Source organism: Micromonospora sp. NRRL B-16802, assembly GCF_001279555.1.
GTDB lineage: Bacteria > Actinomycetota > Actinomycetes > Mycobacteriales > Micromonosporaceae > Micromonospora > Micromonospora profundi.
In genome coordinates, this window is the sequence record NZ_LGEB01000064.1 from 155,045 (window position 1) to 170,095 (window position 15,051).

Consider the following 15,051-nt stretch of genomic DNA (forward strand, 5'->3'; position numbering starts at 1 on the left):
TTCCGGTCAGGCTGATGTCTGAGCGTTCAGCTCCGCACGGGCGATCGAGCGCCGGTGCACCTCGTCCGGGCCGTCGGCGAAGCGCAGCGTGCGCTGGTGGGCGTACATGCTGGGCAGTGGGGTGTCCGGTCCGAGGCCGGCGGCGCCGAACGCCTGGATGGCGTGGTCGAGCACGCGGAGCGCGACGTTGGGGGCGATGACCTTGATCCCGGAGATCTGGGTCCGGGCGGCCTTGTTGCCCTGGGTGTCCATCAGCCAGGCGGTGTAGAGCGTGTAGAGCCGCGCCTGGTCGATCTCGATCCGCGCGTCGGCGATCCAGCGCTGGATCTGACCCTGCTCGGACAGCGGGCCGCCGAACGCCACGCGGGACGTCACCCGCTGGCAGAGCAGCTCCAGGGCGCGCTCGGCCGCCCCGAGGGACCGCATGCAGTGGTGGATCCGGCCCGGTCCGAGCCGCGCCTGGGCGATCGCGAAGCCGCCGCCCTCCTCGCCCAGCAGGTTCGTCACCGGCACCCGGACGTTCTCGAACGTGATCTCGCAGTGCCCCTCCTGGTCCTGGTAGCCCATGACGGTGAGGCTGCGGACGAGCGTGACGCCCGGGGTGTCCAGCGGCACGAGGACCATGCTCTGCTGCCGGTAGGTGGGGCCGTCGGGGTCGGTCTTGCCCATCACGATGGCGATCTTGCACCGGGCGTCGCCGGCACCGGAGATCCACCACTTGTGGCCGTTGATGACGTACTCGTCGCCGTCGCGGACGATCGAGCACTGGATGTTGCGGGCGTCGGAGCTGGCCACCGCCGGCTCGGTCATCGCGAAGCAGGAACGGATCTCGCCTTCCAGCAGGGGCTGGAGCCACTGCTTCTGCTGCTCCTCGGTGCCGAACATGGTGAGCAGTTCCATGTTCCCGGTGTCCGGGGCGGAGCAGTTCAGCGCCTGGGAGGCGATGTGCGAGCGGCCCAGGATCTCGGCAAGCGGCGCGTAGTCGAGGTTGGACAGGCCCTCGGTCCACTGGGTCTTGTGCGGCAGGAACAGGTTCCAGAGGCCACGGGCGCGTGCCTCGCGCTTGAGCTCCTCCATCACCGGAGGAAAGAAGTGCGGGTCACCGCTGTCGGCGAGTTGCTGCCGATAGACCGGCTCGGCCGGGTAGACGCACTCGTCCATGAACGTCAGCAGGGTTTCGCGCAGGGCGGCGGAGGTGGGCGAGTAGGCGAAGTCCACGGAGAGCTCCAAGCGTCGTCGATCGGACCGGGGTCGGAAGCGGAGGTGAGTCCGGGTCTCCGACGATCCGGATGGTTGCGTCGGCCCGGTACCGGTGCTCAAATTAGAGCCGACGTCGACGTCGGCGTCAAGAAATCGGACAGGTCCGTTGGTGGACCTTTTCGCGACGAATGGAGACGACGTGGCGCCAGCCCGCGAAGCAGTCATCGTGGCCACCGCACGGACGCCGATCGGTCGTGCGCACAAGGGGTCGCTCCGCCAGGCGCGGCCGGACGATCTGGCCGGATTCGCCATCGCGCAGGCCCTGGGAAAGGTCCCCGCTGTCACCCCTGACCAGATCGGCGACGTGATCGTCGGTACCGCAAATCCGGCGGGGGAGCAGGGCCTGAACGTCGGACGGTTGGCCGCGCTGCTGGCCGGGCTGCCCGACACCGTCACCGGGACCACAGTCAGCCGGGGATGCGCCTCCTCGCTCGACGCGATCCGGATCGCGGCGAACGCCATCGTGGCCGGCGAGGGCGACGTGTACGTCGCGGGCGGCGTCGAGAGCGTCTCCCGGACCTCAAGCGCACACATCGACGACGCCGCCATGAACCCGCGGTTCGGCACCGACCCCCTGCCGGACGCCTACGTCACCATGGGGCGCACGGCCGAGAACGTGGCCGACCAGTTCGACATCTCCCGCGCCCGGATGGACGAGTACGCCAAGCTCTCCCAGGACCGCGCGGTCGCCGCCCGGGACCGTGGTTTCTTCGCCCGGGAGATCAGCCCGTACCGGCTGGACGACGGCACGCTCGTGGAACAGGACGACTGCCCGCGCGCCAACGTCGACCTCGACGTGCTGGCCGGGCTTCCCACCCCGTTCAAGGTCGACGGACGGGTCACACCCGGCAACTCCTGCCCACTCAACGACGGCGCGGCCGCGGTCGTCGTGATGTCCGCCGAGCGCGCCCGCGACCTGGGGATCCAACCCCTGGCGCGGATCCTGGGCTGCGCCACCACCGGCCTGGCACCGGAGATCATGGGGGTCGGGCCGATCGAGGCGGTACGCCGGCTGCTCGACCGCACCGGGCTGGCCATCAGAGACGTCGACGTGCTGGAACTCAACGAGGCGTTCGCGGCGCAGGTGCTGGCGGTCGTGGACGCCCTGAAGATCTCGGTGGAGGACCAGCTCAACCCGCACGGCGGCGGGATCGCCCTCGGTCACCCCTTCGGCATGACCGGCGCCCGGATCATGACGACGCTGCTCAACGGGCTGGAGGCCACCGGCGGTACGGTCGGCGTCGAGACCATGTGCGTCGGCGGCGGGCAGGGGATGGCCATGGCTGTCGAGCGGATGGCGTGACGCGATGACGTACCCCACGGCGCACGCGCTCCGGTGGCCGGACCGGCCGGCGGTGGTGATCGCCGAGACCGGCGAAACCCTCACCTACGGTCAGCTGGACGACGCCTCCCGCCGACTGGCGCGGGCGATGTGGAACGCCGGCCTGCGCCCCGGAGACCACGTCGCCCTGATGATGGCCAACCACCTGAGCTTCCTGGAGGTGTACTGGGCGGCCATGCGGTCCGGGTTGGTCCTCACCCCGATCGGCACCTCGCTGACCGCCGACGAGGCGGCCTGGATCGTCGACAGTTGCGGGGCCAGAGCCCTTGTGGTGGACGCGGCGGCACCCGCTGCGGGCGCCCTCGCCGCCGTACCCGCAATGGTGTTGAGGCTTGCCGTCGGTGGCCCGCTGGCGGGCTTCGACGACTACGCCGAGACGCTCGCGGCGTCGTCGGCCGAGCCGCTGGAGCACGAGCCGCTGGGCGTCGCGATGGTCTACAGCTCCGGCAGCACCGGGCGGCCCAAGGGGGTACGCCGCGAGCTGTCCGGCCGCACCGTGCAGGAGGGACACCCGCATTTCCTGCGCTGGCTCAGGGAGCTGTGGAGGTTCACCGACGACTCGGTGTTCCTGACTCCGGCCCCGCTGTACCACGCCGCGCCCCTCTCGTTCTCCAGCACCGTCACGGCGGCCGGCGGCACCGTCGTGCTGATGCGCAGGTTCGACGCGGACGCGGCGCTCACGGCGATCGAGCGGTACGGCATCACCCACGCGCTGATGGTGCCCACGATGTTCGTCCGGCTGCTGCGGCTGCCCGCCGAGCGGCGTAAGGCCGCTGTGCTCGACTCGCTGTCCGTCGTGATCCACGGTGCCGGACCGTGCGCCGTCGACGTCAAACGCCAGATGATCGACTGGCTGGGGCCGATCCTGCTGGAGTACTACGCCGGCAGCGAGGACAACGGCACCACATTCATCGATTCGCAGGAGTGGCTGACGCACCCGGGGTCGGTGGGCCGCGCCATCGCCGGCTGCCGCGTGCACATCTGCGGCCCCGAGGGGGACGAGCTGCCGGCCGGGCAGGACGGCCTTGTGTACTTCGAGGCCGAGGGCGGTCGGTCCGACTTCGAGTACGTCGGCGGGGCCGACAGCTCGGCGGCCCGCCACCCGATACGCCCGGACTGGTCCACGCTCGGCGACATCGGCCACCTCGACGACGAGGGCTACCTCTACCTCACCGACCGACGGGACTATCTGATCATCTCGGGGGGCGTCAACATCTCGCCCCAGGAGATCGAGAACGCGGTGATCGGCTACGAGCCGGTGGTCGACGTCGCCGTGTTCGGCGTTCCGGACGAGGAACTCGGCGAGCAGGTCGTGGCGGTCATCCAGCCCGTCGACCCGGCCGCCGACCGGGACGAGCTCGTGGCCGGGCTGCTCGCGTACCTGGCCGGTCGGCTGGCCCGGCACAAGATTCCGCGGTCGGTGTTCGTGGTGGAGGCCCTGCCGCGACTGCCCACCGGCAAGCTCGCCAAGAACCGCCTGCGGGAGCGGTACCTGCCGGCCCGCACCCTGGACACGACCGCCGGGCCGCAGGAGTTCCGGGCCTCCGTACGCGCGCTGTTGGAAAGGGAACTTCCGCCCGGCTGGAGCGGGCTCGGGGCGCTCGGGGAGGACGAACTGCACAAGTGGATAGCGCGCTGGCGAGCGGTGCTGGCCCGGCACCGCCTGCTCGCCCCCGGCTGGCCGGTCGAGCACGGCGGGCTCGGTCTCGCCCCGGACCAGCAGGTGGTGCTCCAGGAGGAGTTCGCAAGGGCCGGAGTGCCAAGCGGCAGCGGCAACGACCCGTTCGGCATCGACATGCTGGGCAACACCCTGCTCGCCCTCGGTACGCCCGAACAGCAGGCCCACTACCTGCCCCGGATCCTCGACGGCACCGACGTGTGGTGCCAGGGCTTCTCCGAGCCGGGTGCCGGATCCGACCTGGCAGCGGTGCAGACCCGTGCGGTGCTCGGCGCCGACGGGCGCTGGCGGCTCACCGGGCAGAAGATCTGGACGTCGAACGCGCACCTGGCGTCCTGGATCTTCGTGCTGGCCCGTACCGGCACCCGCGCCGAACGGCACCGTGGCCTGACCTTCCTGCTCGTGCCGCTGGACCAGCCGGGCGTCGAGGTACGCCCGATCCGGCAGCTCTCCGGCGCCTCCCACTTCAACGAGGTGTTCTTCACCGACGCGGTGGCCGCCGACGTGGTGGGCGCCGTCGGTGGGGGCTGGGCGGTGGCCATGGCGCTGCTCGGCCATGAGCGCGGGCAGTCCGCCACGACCCAGGCGATCCGGTACCGCGCGGAGTGGGAGCGGCTGGTCCGTACCGCCCGGGAGCACGGCATGCTGGAGCGGGCCTGGGTACGCGACGGCCTTGCCGCCGCGTACGTCCGGATCGAGGTGATGGACGCGCTCGGCCGGCGGCTGGCCGGCGGCGGCCTCACCGGTGCCGACGCGGCGGGGGACGCCGCCCTGTTCAAGTTGCAGTGGAGCGCGCACCACCAGGCGGTGACCGAGCTGGCCCTGGAGATCCTCGGGCCGGAGGCCACCACGCCGACCGGGCGTGTGCTGGAGCTGGGCTACGGCGGCCCGGACGCGGCCGGCGCGCCGATCAGCTCGGCCTCCTGGGTCGACATCTTCTACAACGCGCGACCCGGAACCATCTACGCCGGCACCACCCAGGTGCTGCGCAACGTGGTGGCCGAGCGCCTACTCGGGATGCCGAAGGAGGTGCGACCGGCAGGCCCCGGCTGAGGTCAGTCCTTCTTGAGCCCGATCGCGTTGGCCCACAGGCGGGTCAGGCCGTCGACGGCGGCGTCGAGGTCGAACTCGTAGTCGGGGCCGGCGTCGGCGCCCATCCACAGGTACGCGAAGCGGCTGAGCATCGAGGTGAGGGCCACGGCGCTCAGGTGCGGGTCGAGGTCCGGGTCGGCGAAGCCGTCGGCCTGGAGCCTGCGGATCGAGCGTTCGGTCCGGCTCATGGTCTGCTGCGCCCGGGACTCACGGATCTTGTGGATGTCGTCGTTGAACGTGGACACCTGCTCGATGATCGCCATGATCCGGCTGTGCCGGCGGTAGGACTCCAGGTAGCGGCGGTTGGCGGCCTCGATCCGTTGGTACGGGGTGAGGTCGGCCGACCCGCCGCGCTGGCCGTCGAACATCTCGGCCTGGATCTGCTCCGCGACGACCCGGAAGATCTCCTCTTTGGAGGAGAAGTAGGTGTAGAACGAGCCGTGCGCGAGGCCGACCTCCTTCGCGATGTCGGTGATCCGGGCATCGATGAACCCGTCCCGCTCGAAGACCCGGTGGGCGCCCTCCACCAGCTTGGCGCGACGCTCGAGATAGCGCTTCGACTGCGTCGCCGCGCCGTCCGGACTCGCCGGCGTGGTGGTCCTGTTTGTCACTCGTCGCCCCATTCGATCTCGTGTCGCCCGGTCGGTCGCTGTCGACCGGCCGTGTGAACCGAATCATAGAAAATCCTGGACACCGGGTAGTGCCTCGTCTTACCGTCCTGTGCAGCGAATCTGACCCCGACGTCAGAGTCAACCCTAACTCCCCTGCTGGACGCGCGTCGCGGGTCTCCCAGGATTAACGCGAGAGAGGTGACGGGATGCGTGCCTTCCTGATTCGCAGACTGGCCACCTTCGTGCCCACGCTGCTGCTGATCACCCTGATGGTGTTCGGGCTGCAACAGATCGTGCCGGGCGGCCCCGCCGAGGCGATCGCCGGCGCGGGATCGACCCAGGAGTCGATCGACGAGATCAACAGGCAGCTCGGGCTGGACCGCCCGCTGATCGAGCAGTACACCTCCTGGATCGGCAACCTGGTACGCGGCGATCTCGGCACGTCGTACTTCAGCCGGGAGCCGGTGGACACGCTGCTCGCCCGCCGGCTCGAACCGACAATGCTGATCGTGGTGTCGGCCCTTGTGTTGGCCCTGGTGATCGGCGGCGGGGCCGGACTGTGGGCGGCGGCCCGCCGTCGCCACCTGGACGGCCGCTCGGTGCTCGCGGTGTCCGGCATCGGCCTGGCTGTTCCGGACTTCTGGCTGGCGACGATCGCGGCCGGCTTCATCGGCCTCGACCTGGCACTGTTGCCGGCTGTCGGCTACACGCCGCTCGGCGACGACTGGGTGCAGACGATCCGCTCGATCATCCTCCCCGTCCTGGTGCTCTCCTTCGCCACCGGCGCGCTCGTCTGCCGGCACGTACGCAGCGCCGTCGGTCAGGCGCTGGACAGCCCGCACATCCGGACGGCCTGGGCCATGGGCCTCACGCCCCGGCAGGTGTACCTCGGCGACGCGCTGCGCTCGGCGGCGCCCGCCGTGGTGACCCTGTTGCCGCTGCTCGTGGCCACACTTGTGGGCGCTTCCGTGGTCGTCGAGAACGTGTTCGCGATCCCCGGCCTGGGCGGTCTCATCGTGCAGTCGGTGGACAACCGGGACTACGCGACTTTGCAGGGCACTGTGCTGCTGATGGCGCTGCTGGTGCTCATCCTCAACTTTGTCGCCGACCTCGTGCTCGCCCGGCTCGATCGGCGGGTGGCGGCATGAGCACGGCAGCCGGTGGTGGCAGCGGCGTGAGCGCGGCAGACGGCGGCGGCGTGAGCACGGCAGCCGGTGCGTTGGCCGGCGTCCGGGTGATCGAGCTCGGCCACGCGATCGCCGGCCCGCACTGCGCGCAGATTCTCGCCGACCACGGCGCGGACGTCGTCAAGGTCGAGCCGCCGGTGGGGGAGATGTCCCGCGACGCCCTGCCCGTCGTGGACGGTGTGAGCGTCTACTTCGCCTCGCACAACCGCGGCAAGCGCAGCGTCTGCCTGGACCTCAAGACCCCACACGGCCTGGAGCTGCTGCTCCGGCTGTGCGACACCGCGGACGTCGTGCTCACCAACTACGGCGCCGACGTGCCGCAGCGACTGGGCTGGTCCTACGACGTGCTCCGGGCCCGCAATCCGCGGCTGGTGATGGTGCACGTCACAGGCTTCGGCTCCGGAGCGTCCGACGCGCCCCGGGCCGCGTACGACGGCGTCATCCAGGCGATGAGCGGGATCGCCGACCTCACCGGGCAACCCGGCGGAGAGCCGACGTTCGTCGGTGCCTTCGTGGCCGACCACGTGGCCGCGTACCACGCGACGATCGCCGTGCTCATGGCGCTGCGCGAGCGCGAGATCACTGGCGTCGGAACGTCCGTCGACGTGAGCATGCTCGACTCGTACACCGCCATGCTGGCCCACGAGGTCGGCCTGGCGGCCGCCGGCGTCCCCCGTGGACGCTGGGGCAACCAGGTCCAGACCGCCTTCGCGAACGTCTTTGCGGCGCGGGACGGGCAGGTCTTCCTGGCACCCTTGGGCGACGCCGCCTGGCAGCGGTTCTGGGCGGTGCTGGGCGGCACCGACGTCAGCTACGACGAGTCCACCGGAGAGGCGCGGGAGCGCCTGGAACAGGTGGTCGGCGACTGGACCTCCAGCCGCACCGTCGCGGAGGTGCTCGGCGCGATGCACGCCGCGGGCGTGGCGGCGGGACCGATGCGCCCGGTCGGGGAGGCCGTCGCGGCGATGGCCGGAACGGGCATGGTGCTGACGGTGGACGGCCCCGACGGCCGCCCGGTGCGGGTGCCCGGCCGGCCGGTGCGCGTGGGCCTCACCGACCGCCCGGGCGCGCTCACCGTGCCGCGGACCGGCGAACACACGGCGGAAATCCTCACCGAACTCGGGCTCGCCCCGCACCAGCAGCAGGACCCGGCCGAGCGCGGGCCGGCCGCCCCGGTAGCGCGATCGCAGGAGGAAGACCGATGACCACGTCGATGGACCCCCGCACCGCGGCCACGCCGCTGCGCGTCCGTGTCGGGCTGGGCGCCCGACGGCCGCGGTCGGCAAGCGGCCCGCGCGCGGTCGCCTTCTGGATCGGTTCCGCGGTCGTCGTGCTGGTGCTGCTGGCCGGTCTGCTCGCGCCCTGGCTGGCGCCGTACGACCCGCTGGCCATCGACCCGGCCGACCCGTACGCCGGGCCGTTCGCCGCGCACTGGCTCGGCACCGACGCGAACGGCCGCGACGTGCTGTCCCGACTGATGCACGGTTCGGCCTCCAGCTTCCGCGGAATCGCCATCACCGTCGGTGTGGCCGGCGTGTTCGGCAGCCTGTGGGGCCTCGTCGCCGGCTACGTCGGCGGGCCCGTCGACGAGGTGTTGATGCGCCTCGCCGACGCCGTGATCTCCTTCCCGGGCATCGTGCTGGCCATCGCGATCACCGGCGCGCTCGGCCCGAGCCTGCTCACCGCGATGCTCTCCGTCGGTGTCGTCTTCGCCCCGATCGTCGCCCGGCTGCTGCGCGCGCAGGTGCTGGCGCTGCGGCAGGCGGAGTTCGTGCTTGTGGCCCGCTCGCTCGGCGTACGCGGCTGGCGGATCGCGTTGCGGCACGTGCTGCCCAATGCCATGGGACCTGTCGTCGTCCAGCTCTGCGGCCTGGCCAGCACCGCGCTGATCATCGAGGCCGCGCTCGGATTCCTCGGCCTGGGCGTGCAACCGCCGGCACCCAGTTGGGGCCCGGACCTGGCCCGCGCCTACGCCGACTTCTACGTCAACCCGTTGCTCACCGTCGCCCCCGGCCTGCTGATCACCGCAACCGCGTTCGCGATCAGCCAGGTCGGTGACGGCCTGCGCGACCGCCTACGGATCGGATGAGCCGTCCCGTCATCCGCTCCTTTCTTCTCACCAATTCCCTCGATGAGGAGCAGCAATGTCCACCTTCGGCCCACGCCGCCTACCCACCACCGCCCTCGCCGTCAGCATCCTCGTTCTCGCGACCGGCTCCGCCTGCGGATCCGGCGACTCCGGAACCGACTCGACAGCCGCCGCACCCCTGAAGATCGGCACGGTGAACTTCCCGACCTCGCTGGACCCGACAGTGAGTTCCTCGGGGTACGACTACCCGCACCTCAACCTGGTCTACGACCGCCTCCTGGTCGGCGATCCCAAGACCGGTGAGCTCGGCCCCGGTCTGGCCACCTCGTGGAAGGTCGCCGACGACGGCTCCTCGATCACCCTGGAACTGCGCGAGGGCGTCAAGTTCTCCGACGGTACGACGATGGACGCTGCCGCCGTGAAGGCCAGCATGGACCGGTTCAAGGCGTCCGCGAACGGCCAGGACATCGCCAGTGTCTCCGCGATCACCGCCGAGGGCGCCAACACAGTGGTGCTCACGATGAGCAAGCCGGACTCCTCGATCCCGACGGCGTTGAGTGACCGGGCCGGGATGATCGTCTCGCCGGCCGCTGTCGAGAAGGAGGGCAAGGACTTCGCCGCCCGTCCGGTCGGCACCGGGAAGTACACGCTGGAGAGCCTGCAGACCGGGGCTGCCGTCAACTACAAGCGCAACGACGCGTACTGGGGTGACAAGGGCAAGGCGCCCACCCTCAACTGGCAGGTGTTCAAGGACCCACAGGCCATGGTGACGGCGTTCCAGAGCAACGTCGTCGATGTGGCGATCTCGGTGCCGCCGCTGAGTGTCGAGAAGCTCAAGACGGTGCCGGGCAAGCAGGTGGTGGTCGGTCCCGCGTACTCCGAGACCATGATCAACTTTAACGCGAAGCTGGCGCCCACCGACAAGGTGGAGATCCGGCAGGCCATCAACTACGCGCTAGACCGCGAGGTCATCCGTAAGGCGGCAAGCGGTGACGCCGCCGAGGTGACCTGGACGGCGCTGCCGCCGACGCACCCGTACCACGACGCGTCGATCACACCCACCTACGCGTACGACGAGGCGAAGGCCAAGGCGCTCGTCGCCCAGGCCACCGGTGGCAAGCGGGTCGCCATGAAGTGCCTGACCTTCCCGGGCCTCAACTACGAGACCAGCGGCCCGATCATCATCGACTCGCTGAAGAAGATCGGCATCGACGTCACCATCCAGTCCGAGACCGCCGCCGCGGCCACCGAGGCCTTCTGGGCCAAGAGCCAGGCACCCTGCTTCCTGTCCGGCTGGACCGGCCACGCCGACCCGGCGATCACCTACGGCCGGTTGCTCAACCCGGACTCCTTCTACAACGCCGGCAAGACCGACTTCGGCACCGCGCAACTGCAGGACAAGCTGCTGACCACGTACGACTTCGCGCCGCGCAAGGCGGCGGCCACCGACCTCGCCAAGAAGGTGGCCGAGGTCGCGCCGTTCGCGCCGCTGTTCACCGTACCGATGATCGTCGGTCTGTCCGACCAGGTCGACGGCTACGAGCCGAACGCCAGCGGCCGGCCGGACATGTCGACGGTGGCCCGGAAGTGACAAGCGCGGAGCAGGCGGCCCTGGAGATCCGCGACCTGGGAATCAGGTTCGCGGGGAGCCCCGAGCCCGCGGTGCGGAACGTCTCGTTCACTGTCGGACGCGGTGAGGTCCTCGGCGTGGCGGGGGAGTCCGGCAGCGGCAAATCCTCTATCGCCCTCGCCGCGCTGGGACTGCTGCCGCCGGACGCCGAGGTGACCGGAAGCATCCGCCTCGGCGACCAGGAGCTGGTCGGGCTCCGGGGCCGCCGGCTCCGCGCGATTCGCGGTCGGAGGATCGCGATGATCTTCCAGGAGAGCGTTTCGGCGCTGCATCCGATGCGCCGGGTGGGTGACCAGATCGTCCGGGTGATCCGGGCGCACCTGCCCGGCAGTCGGGCCGAGGCCGGTGCGCGCGCGGTGGCGGCGCTGCACGACGTCCGGCTCGACCCTGATCGGGTCATGGGCAGCTACCCGCACCAGCTCTCCGGCGGCATGTGCCAGCGAGTGATGATCGCGATGGCGCTCAGCTGCGAGGCCGACGTGGTCCTCGCCGACGAGCCCACCACGGCGCTTGACGTCTCGTTGCAGAAGGACATCCTCGTCCTGCTGCGGGAACTGGTCGCCTCGCGCGGCCTGAGTGCCGTGTTCATCAGCCACGACCTGGGTGTTCTCGGCGACGTGAGCGACCGGGTGATGGTGCTCTACCGCGGCGAGGTGAAGGAGGTCGGTGCGGTGGACGCGATGCTGAGCCGGCCGCAGCACCCCTATTCGCAGGCGCTGCTGGACTGCGTGCCGCGGCTCGGGGGCGACCGGCTGCGGACCTTCCCGGAGATCGCCGCCGACCAGGCGGGCGGTTGGACCGGCGGTGGGTGCAACTACGCGGCCCGCTGCCCCCGTGCCGCCGACGACTGTCGGGAGCATCCCGACCTGCGGGTTGTCCAGGAGAGCCTGGTGCGCTGCCGGCATCCGCTGGGTGAGGCGGCTCCCGCCGGCAGTGCCGGCCGAACGGAGGTGCTGCGGTGAGCGACGTCCTGCGGGTGTCGAAGGTGTCGAAGGACTACGGCTCCCGCGGCCGCGTCCACCGCGTTCTCTCCGACGTCAGCCTGGAGCTGGCGCGCGGCGAGGTGCTCGGCGTCGTCGGTGAGTCCGGCTCGGGCAAGTCGACGCTGGGCCGGATCGTCGCCGGCTTCCTGCCGCCGAGCGGAGGCAGCGTCGAGCACCTCGCCGGCGGGCCACGGTCGGTGCAGATGATCGTCCAGGAGTCGGCCGGGGCGTTGAACCCCCGGCTGCCGGTCTGGCGTTCGATGGCCGAGGTCACGGCCGTCAACCGGCGGCTGACCCGCCGGTTCCGCGAGCCGTCGATGGAGTACGTCCGGTACGTCGGGCTCAGCGACGCCGACGCCGACCGCCGTCCGACACAGCTGTCCGGCGGTCAGCGCCAGCGCGTCTCGATCGCCCGGGCGCTTGCCGCCAAGCCCGCCGTGCTGGTCTGCGACGAGGCGGTGTCCTCGCTCGACGTCTCGGTACGCGCCACGGTCCTCAACCTGCTCAACCGGGTCCGCGTGGACTTCGGCATCGCGATGATCTTCATCTCGCACGACATCGCCGTCGTGAGCCATCTGGCCGACCGGGTACTGGTGCTGAGCAACGGAAAGGTGATGGAACACGGGCCGACCGAGCAGGTGCTCACCCGACCCGAGTCGGACTACACCCGCGCCCTGATCGCGGCGACCCCCAGCCTGGAACGTCGCCTGATGCATTCCGCCGAAGGAGCCTGAGCAATGGACGTCTTCGAGGCGATCCGGACGACGCGCGCGATGCGGCGGCTGGATCCCACGGTGCCGGTCACCGACGAACAACTGTGGACCATCCTGGGCGCTGCCCACTGCGCGCCCTCCGGCGGCAACGCGCAGTGGCTGCGCTGGGTGGTGGTCACCGACGCCGAACGACGCGCCCGACTCGGCGAGATTTACCGGGCCTGCTGGGCGCCGGTCCGCCGGCGCTACGACGACCGCGTGCCCACCGACCCGGAGGCGGCCGAGAAGCAGGCACGGATGCTGCGGTCGGCGGACCACCTGGCCGAGCACATGGGTGAGGCGCCGGTCCTCATCGTTCCGGTGACGACCGTGGACGAGCCGTCGTCGGTGTTCCCGGCGGTGCAGAACCTCATGCTGGCGGCGCGGGCGCTGGGCCTGGGCACGACGCTGACCACCACGCACCGGCACGCCGCCGACGAGGTGCGGGAGGTGCTCGGCCTGCCACCGGACGCGATCACCTGGGCGCTGATCCCGGTCGGCGTCCCGACCGGCCGCTGGGGCGAGGCCCGCAGACGTCCGCTGGAGTCGGTCGTCTACTGGGACACCTGGGAGGCGACCCGGTGAGCGACGACCAAGCCGACTTCCGCCAGTCGCTGCGCGGCTTCCTGGCGAAGGCGTCACCGGAATCCGAGGTACGGCGGCTCATGGAGGCCCCGGTCGGCTTCGATCCCGCTGTCTGGCAACGGATGGCGGTCGAGCTGGGGCTGCCCGGTGTGGCCATCCCCGAGGCGTACGGCGGGCAGGGCTTCGGGGGAGCGGAGCTGCGGCTCGTGGTCGAGGAACTCGGCCGGGTCCTCTACGGCGGCCCGTACTTCGCTACCGTGGCCCTCGGGGCCGAGCTGCTGCTGCGGCTCGACGACGAGCAGGCACGCGCCGACGTGTTGCCCCGGATCGCCGACGGGTCCGTGCGGACTGCCGTCTCGCTGCGGGGCGACCTGCGTGCGCGGGCCGGCGAGGACGGGACCTGGGTGGTCGACGGCACAGCGACGCACGTCGTCGACGCCGAGGCGGCGACGCTCCTGCTCGTGGTCGCCGAAACCGTGGACGGTGTCGACGTCCTGGCGGTGGACCCGGCCGAGGCGGGGGTGACAGTGCAGCCGTCGCCAGTGCTGGACCCGACCCGCCGCCAGGCGGTGGTGCGCTTCGGGTCAGCCCCGGCACGGCGGCTCGGACGACCCGGCCAGGCCGCGGCGGTGGTGGCCCGCGTGCGGGACCAGGCGATGGTCGCGCTCGCCGCGGAGCAGACCGGCGGCGCGGCCCGCGCGCTGGAGTTGATGGTCGAGCACGCGCTGACCCGGGAGCAGTTCGGCCGCCCGGTGGGCGGCTTCCAGGCGATCAAGCACCTGTGTGCCGAACGTCTGCTCGACGTGGAGTCGATGCGGTCGCTCGTCCACGCGGTCGACGACACCCTCGACGACGACGCCTTCGCGGTCCAGGCCCGGACCGTGCGGTCGTTCTGCTCCGAGGCGTACTTCCGGGTCACCGCCACGGCTGTCCAGGTGCACGGCGGCATCGGTTTCACCTGGGAGCATCCGATCGGCCTCTACTTCAAGCGGGCCAAGAGCAGCGAGCTGCTGTTCGACGGGCCGGCGACGCAGCGGGAGGAACTCATCGACCACCTGCTCGCCGCCCGATGAGCGTCCACGCGCCGCTGAACTTCCGGGACCTCGGTGGCCTGCCGACCGTGGACGGCGGGCGGGTGCGCCCCGGCGCGGTGTACCGCAGCGCCACCCCCGTGTTCCTCGACCCGGACGAGGCGGAGACCTTCCGCGAGGTGACAGGCATCCGGGTCCGTGTCGACCTGCGGGGCCGCCGGGAGATCGCCGAGACCAGCGAACGGGACCGGCTCACAGGCGGTCTGCGGATCATGCACCTGCCGTTCGGCCGATCGACCCTGCGACCGGTGCATCCGGACCCCGGTGTGCGCCTGGCCGAGCACTACGCCGACATGCTCGTCGTGTCCGCCGCGACGATCACCACGGCGGTGCGGCACGCTGTGGACGCCCGCGAGAACCCTCTTCTCGTGCACTGCACAGCGGGCAAGGACCGCACCGGCGTTGTCGTCGCCGTGCTGCTCGCCGCGCTCGGCGTCCCCGCGCGCAACGTGGTCGAGGACTACGCGCGGACCCGTGAGCACCTGGTGGCGATCTGGAACCAGGCGCGGCTCCTGCCGGAGTGGGAGAAGCGGATCGCGAGCCTGCCCGAGGAGGCGCACACCGCGGAACCAGCCAGCATGGAGCATTTCCTGACGCTTGTGCAGGAGCGTCACGGCGGCGTCGCCGCCTGGCTGGCGTCGCAGGGCTTCGGCGCCGACGACCTCGACGCCCTGCGGGCCGCCCTGGTGGAGTAGTGGCCGGGCCGTAGCGGGCGTCCGACACCAGCGGTCCCACCGCGTCGCCATCACCG

General features: G+C 71.1%; 13 protein-coding genes. 11 read left to right on the forward strand and 2 right to left on the reverse strand.

The window, feature by feature from the left end; all coding sequences use genetic code 11:
* Positions 1–6 precede the first annotated feature (6 nt).
* Entirely contained in the window at positions 7–1,218 is a 1,212-nt protein-coding gene (locus tag ADK66_RS17490) for an acyl-CoA dehydrogenase family protein (RefSeq protein ID WP_053656580.1), read from the reverse strand.
* A gap of 181 nt (positions 1,219–1,399) precedes the next feature.
* On the opposite strand from ADK66_RS17490, the gene ADK66_RS17495 reads away from it, so the two are divergent.
* Together ADK66_RS17495 and ADK66_RS30805 are read left to right on the forward strand one after the other, a co-directional pair.
* Entirely contained in the window at positions 1,400–2,563 is a 1,164-nt protein-coding gene (locus ADK66_RS17495) for an acetyl-CoA C-acyltransferase (protein WP_053656582.1), read from the forward strand.
* A gap of 4 nt (positions 2,564–2,567) precedes the next feature.
* A complete protein-coding gene (locus ADK66_RS30805; RefSeq protein ID WP_082377513.1) occupies positions 2,568–5,333 on the forward strand; it encodes an AMP-binding protein in 2,766 nt (921 codons plus the stop codon).
* 2 nt (positions 5,334–5,335) lie between these two features.
* Here the strand turns inward: ADK66_RS30805 and ADK66_RS17505 are convergent, their stop codons facing one another.
* Positions 5,336–5,983, reverse strand: a complete 648-nt coding sequence (locus tag ADK66_RS17505; RefSeq protein WP_053656584.1) for a TetR/AcrR family transcriptional regulator — start codon at positions 5,981–5,983, stop codon at positions 5,336–5,338.
* Between the two features lie 206 nt (positions 5,984–6,189).
* Here ADK66_RS17505 and ADK66_RS17510 point away from each other — a divergent pair, with 206 nt between their 5' ends.
* From ADK66_RS17510 to ADK66_RS17550, 9 genes are read left to right on the forward strand one after another with little or no spacing between them, the layout of a single operon-like run.
* Positions 6,190–7,131, forward strand: coding sequence for an ABC transporter permease (locus tag ADK66_RS17510; protein ID WP_053656586.1), 942 nt, complete (start codon positions 6,190–6,192; stop codon positions 7,129–7,131).
* Entirely contained in the window at positions 7,128–8,375 is a 1,248-nt protein-coding gene (locus ADK66_RS17515) for a CaiB/BaiF CoA-transferase family protein (protein WP_053656587.1), read from the forward strand. Before ADK66_RS17510 ends, ADK66_RS17515 begins: the two co-directional genes overlap by 4 nt.
* Positions 8,372–9,259, forward strand: a complete 888-nt coding sequence (locus ADK66_RS17520; protein WP_053656589.1) for an ABC transporter permease — start codon at positions 8,372–8,374, stop codon at positions 9,257–9,259. Before ADK66_RS17515 ends, ADK66_RS17520 begins: the two co-directional genes overlap by 4 nt.
* Positions 9,260–9,314: 55 nt before the next feature.
* Entirely contained in the window at positions 9,315–10,850 is a 1,536-nt protein-coding gene (locus ADK66_RS17525; RefSeq protein WP_053656591.1) for an ABC transporter substrate-binding protein, read from the forward strand.
* Positions 10,847–11,851: an ABC transporter ATP-binding protein gene (locus ADK66_RS31900; protein WP_053656593.1), complete on the forward strand. Its 1,005-nt coding sequence runs from the start codon at positions 10,847–10,849 to the stop codon at positions 11,849–11,851. The genes ADK66_RS17525 and ADK66_RS31900 overlap by 4 nt, the downstream gene beginning before the upstream one ends.
* Entirely contained in the window at positions 11,848–12,606 is a 759-nt protein-coding gene (locus tag ADK66_RS17535) for an ABC transporter ATP-binding protein (protein WP_053656594.1), read from the forward strand. Before ADK66_RS31900 ends, ADK66_RS17535 begins: the two co-directional genes overlap by 4 nt.
* Positions 12,607–12,609: 3 nt before the next feature.
* Positions 12,610–13,209 carry a nitroreductase family protein gene (locus ADK66_RS17540; protein ID WP_053656596.1) on the forward strand — a complete coding sequence of 200 codons (600 nt, stop codon included), beginning with the start codon at positions 12,610–12,612 and terminating at the stop codon, positions 13,207–13,209.
* Positions 13,206–14,282, forward strand: coding sequence for an acyl-CoA dehydrogenase family protein (locus ADK66_RS17545; protein WP_197281556.1), 1,077 nt, complete (start codon positions 13,206–13,208; stop codon positions 14,280–14,282). The genes ADK66_RS17540 and ADK66_RS17545 overlap by 4 nt, the downstream gene beginning before the upstream one ends.
* On the forward strand, positions 14,279–14,995 hold the full coding sequence (locus ADK66_RS17550) for a tyrosine-protein phosphatase (protein ID WP_053656600.1): 717 nt from the start codon (positions 14,279–14,281) through the stop codon (positions 14,993–14,995). The genes ADK66_RS17545 and ADK66_RS17550 overlap by 4 nt, the downstream gene beginning before the upstream one ends.
* Positions 14,996–15,051 lie beyond the last annotated feature (56 nt).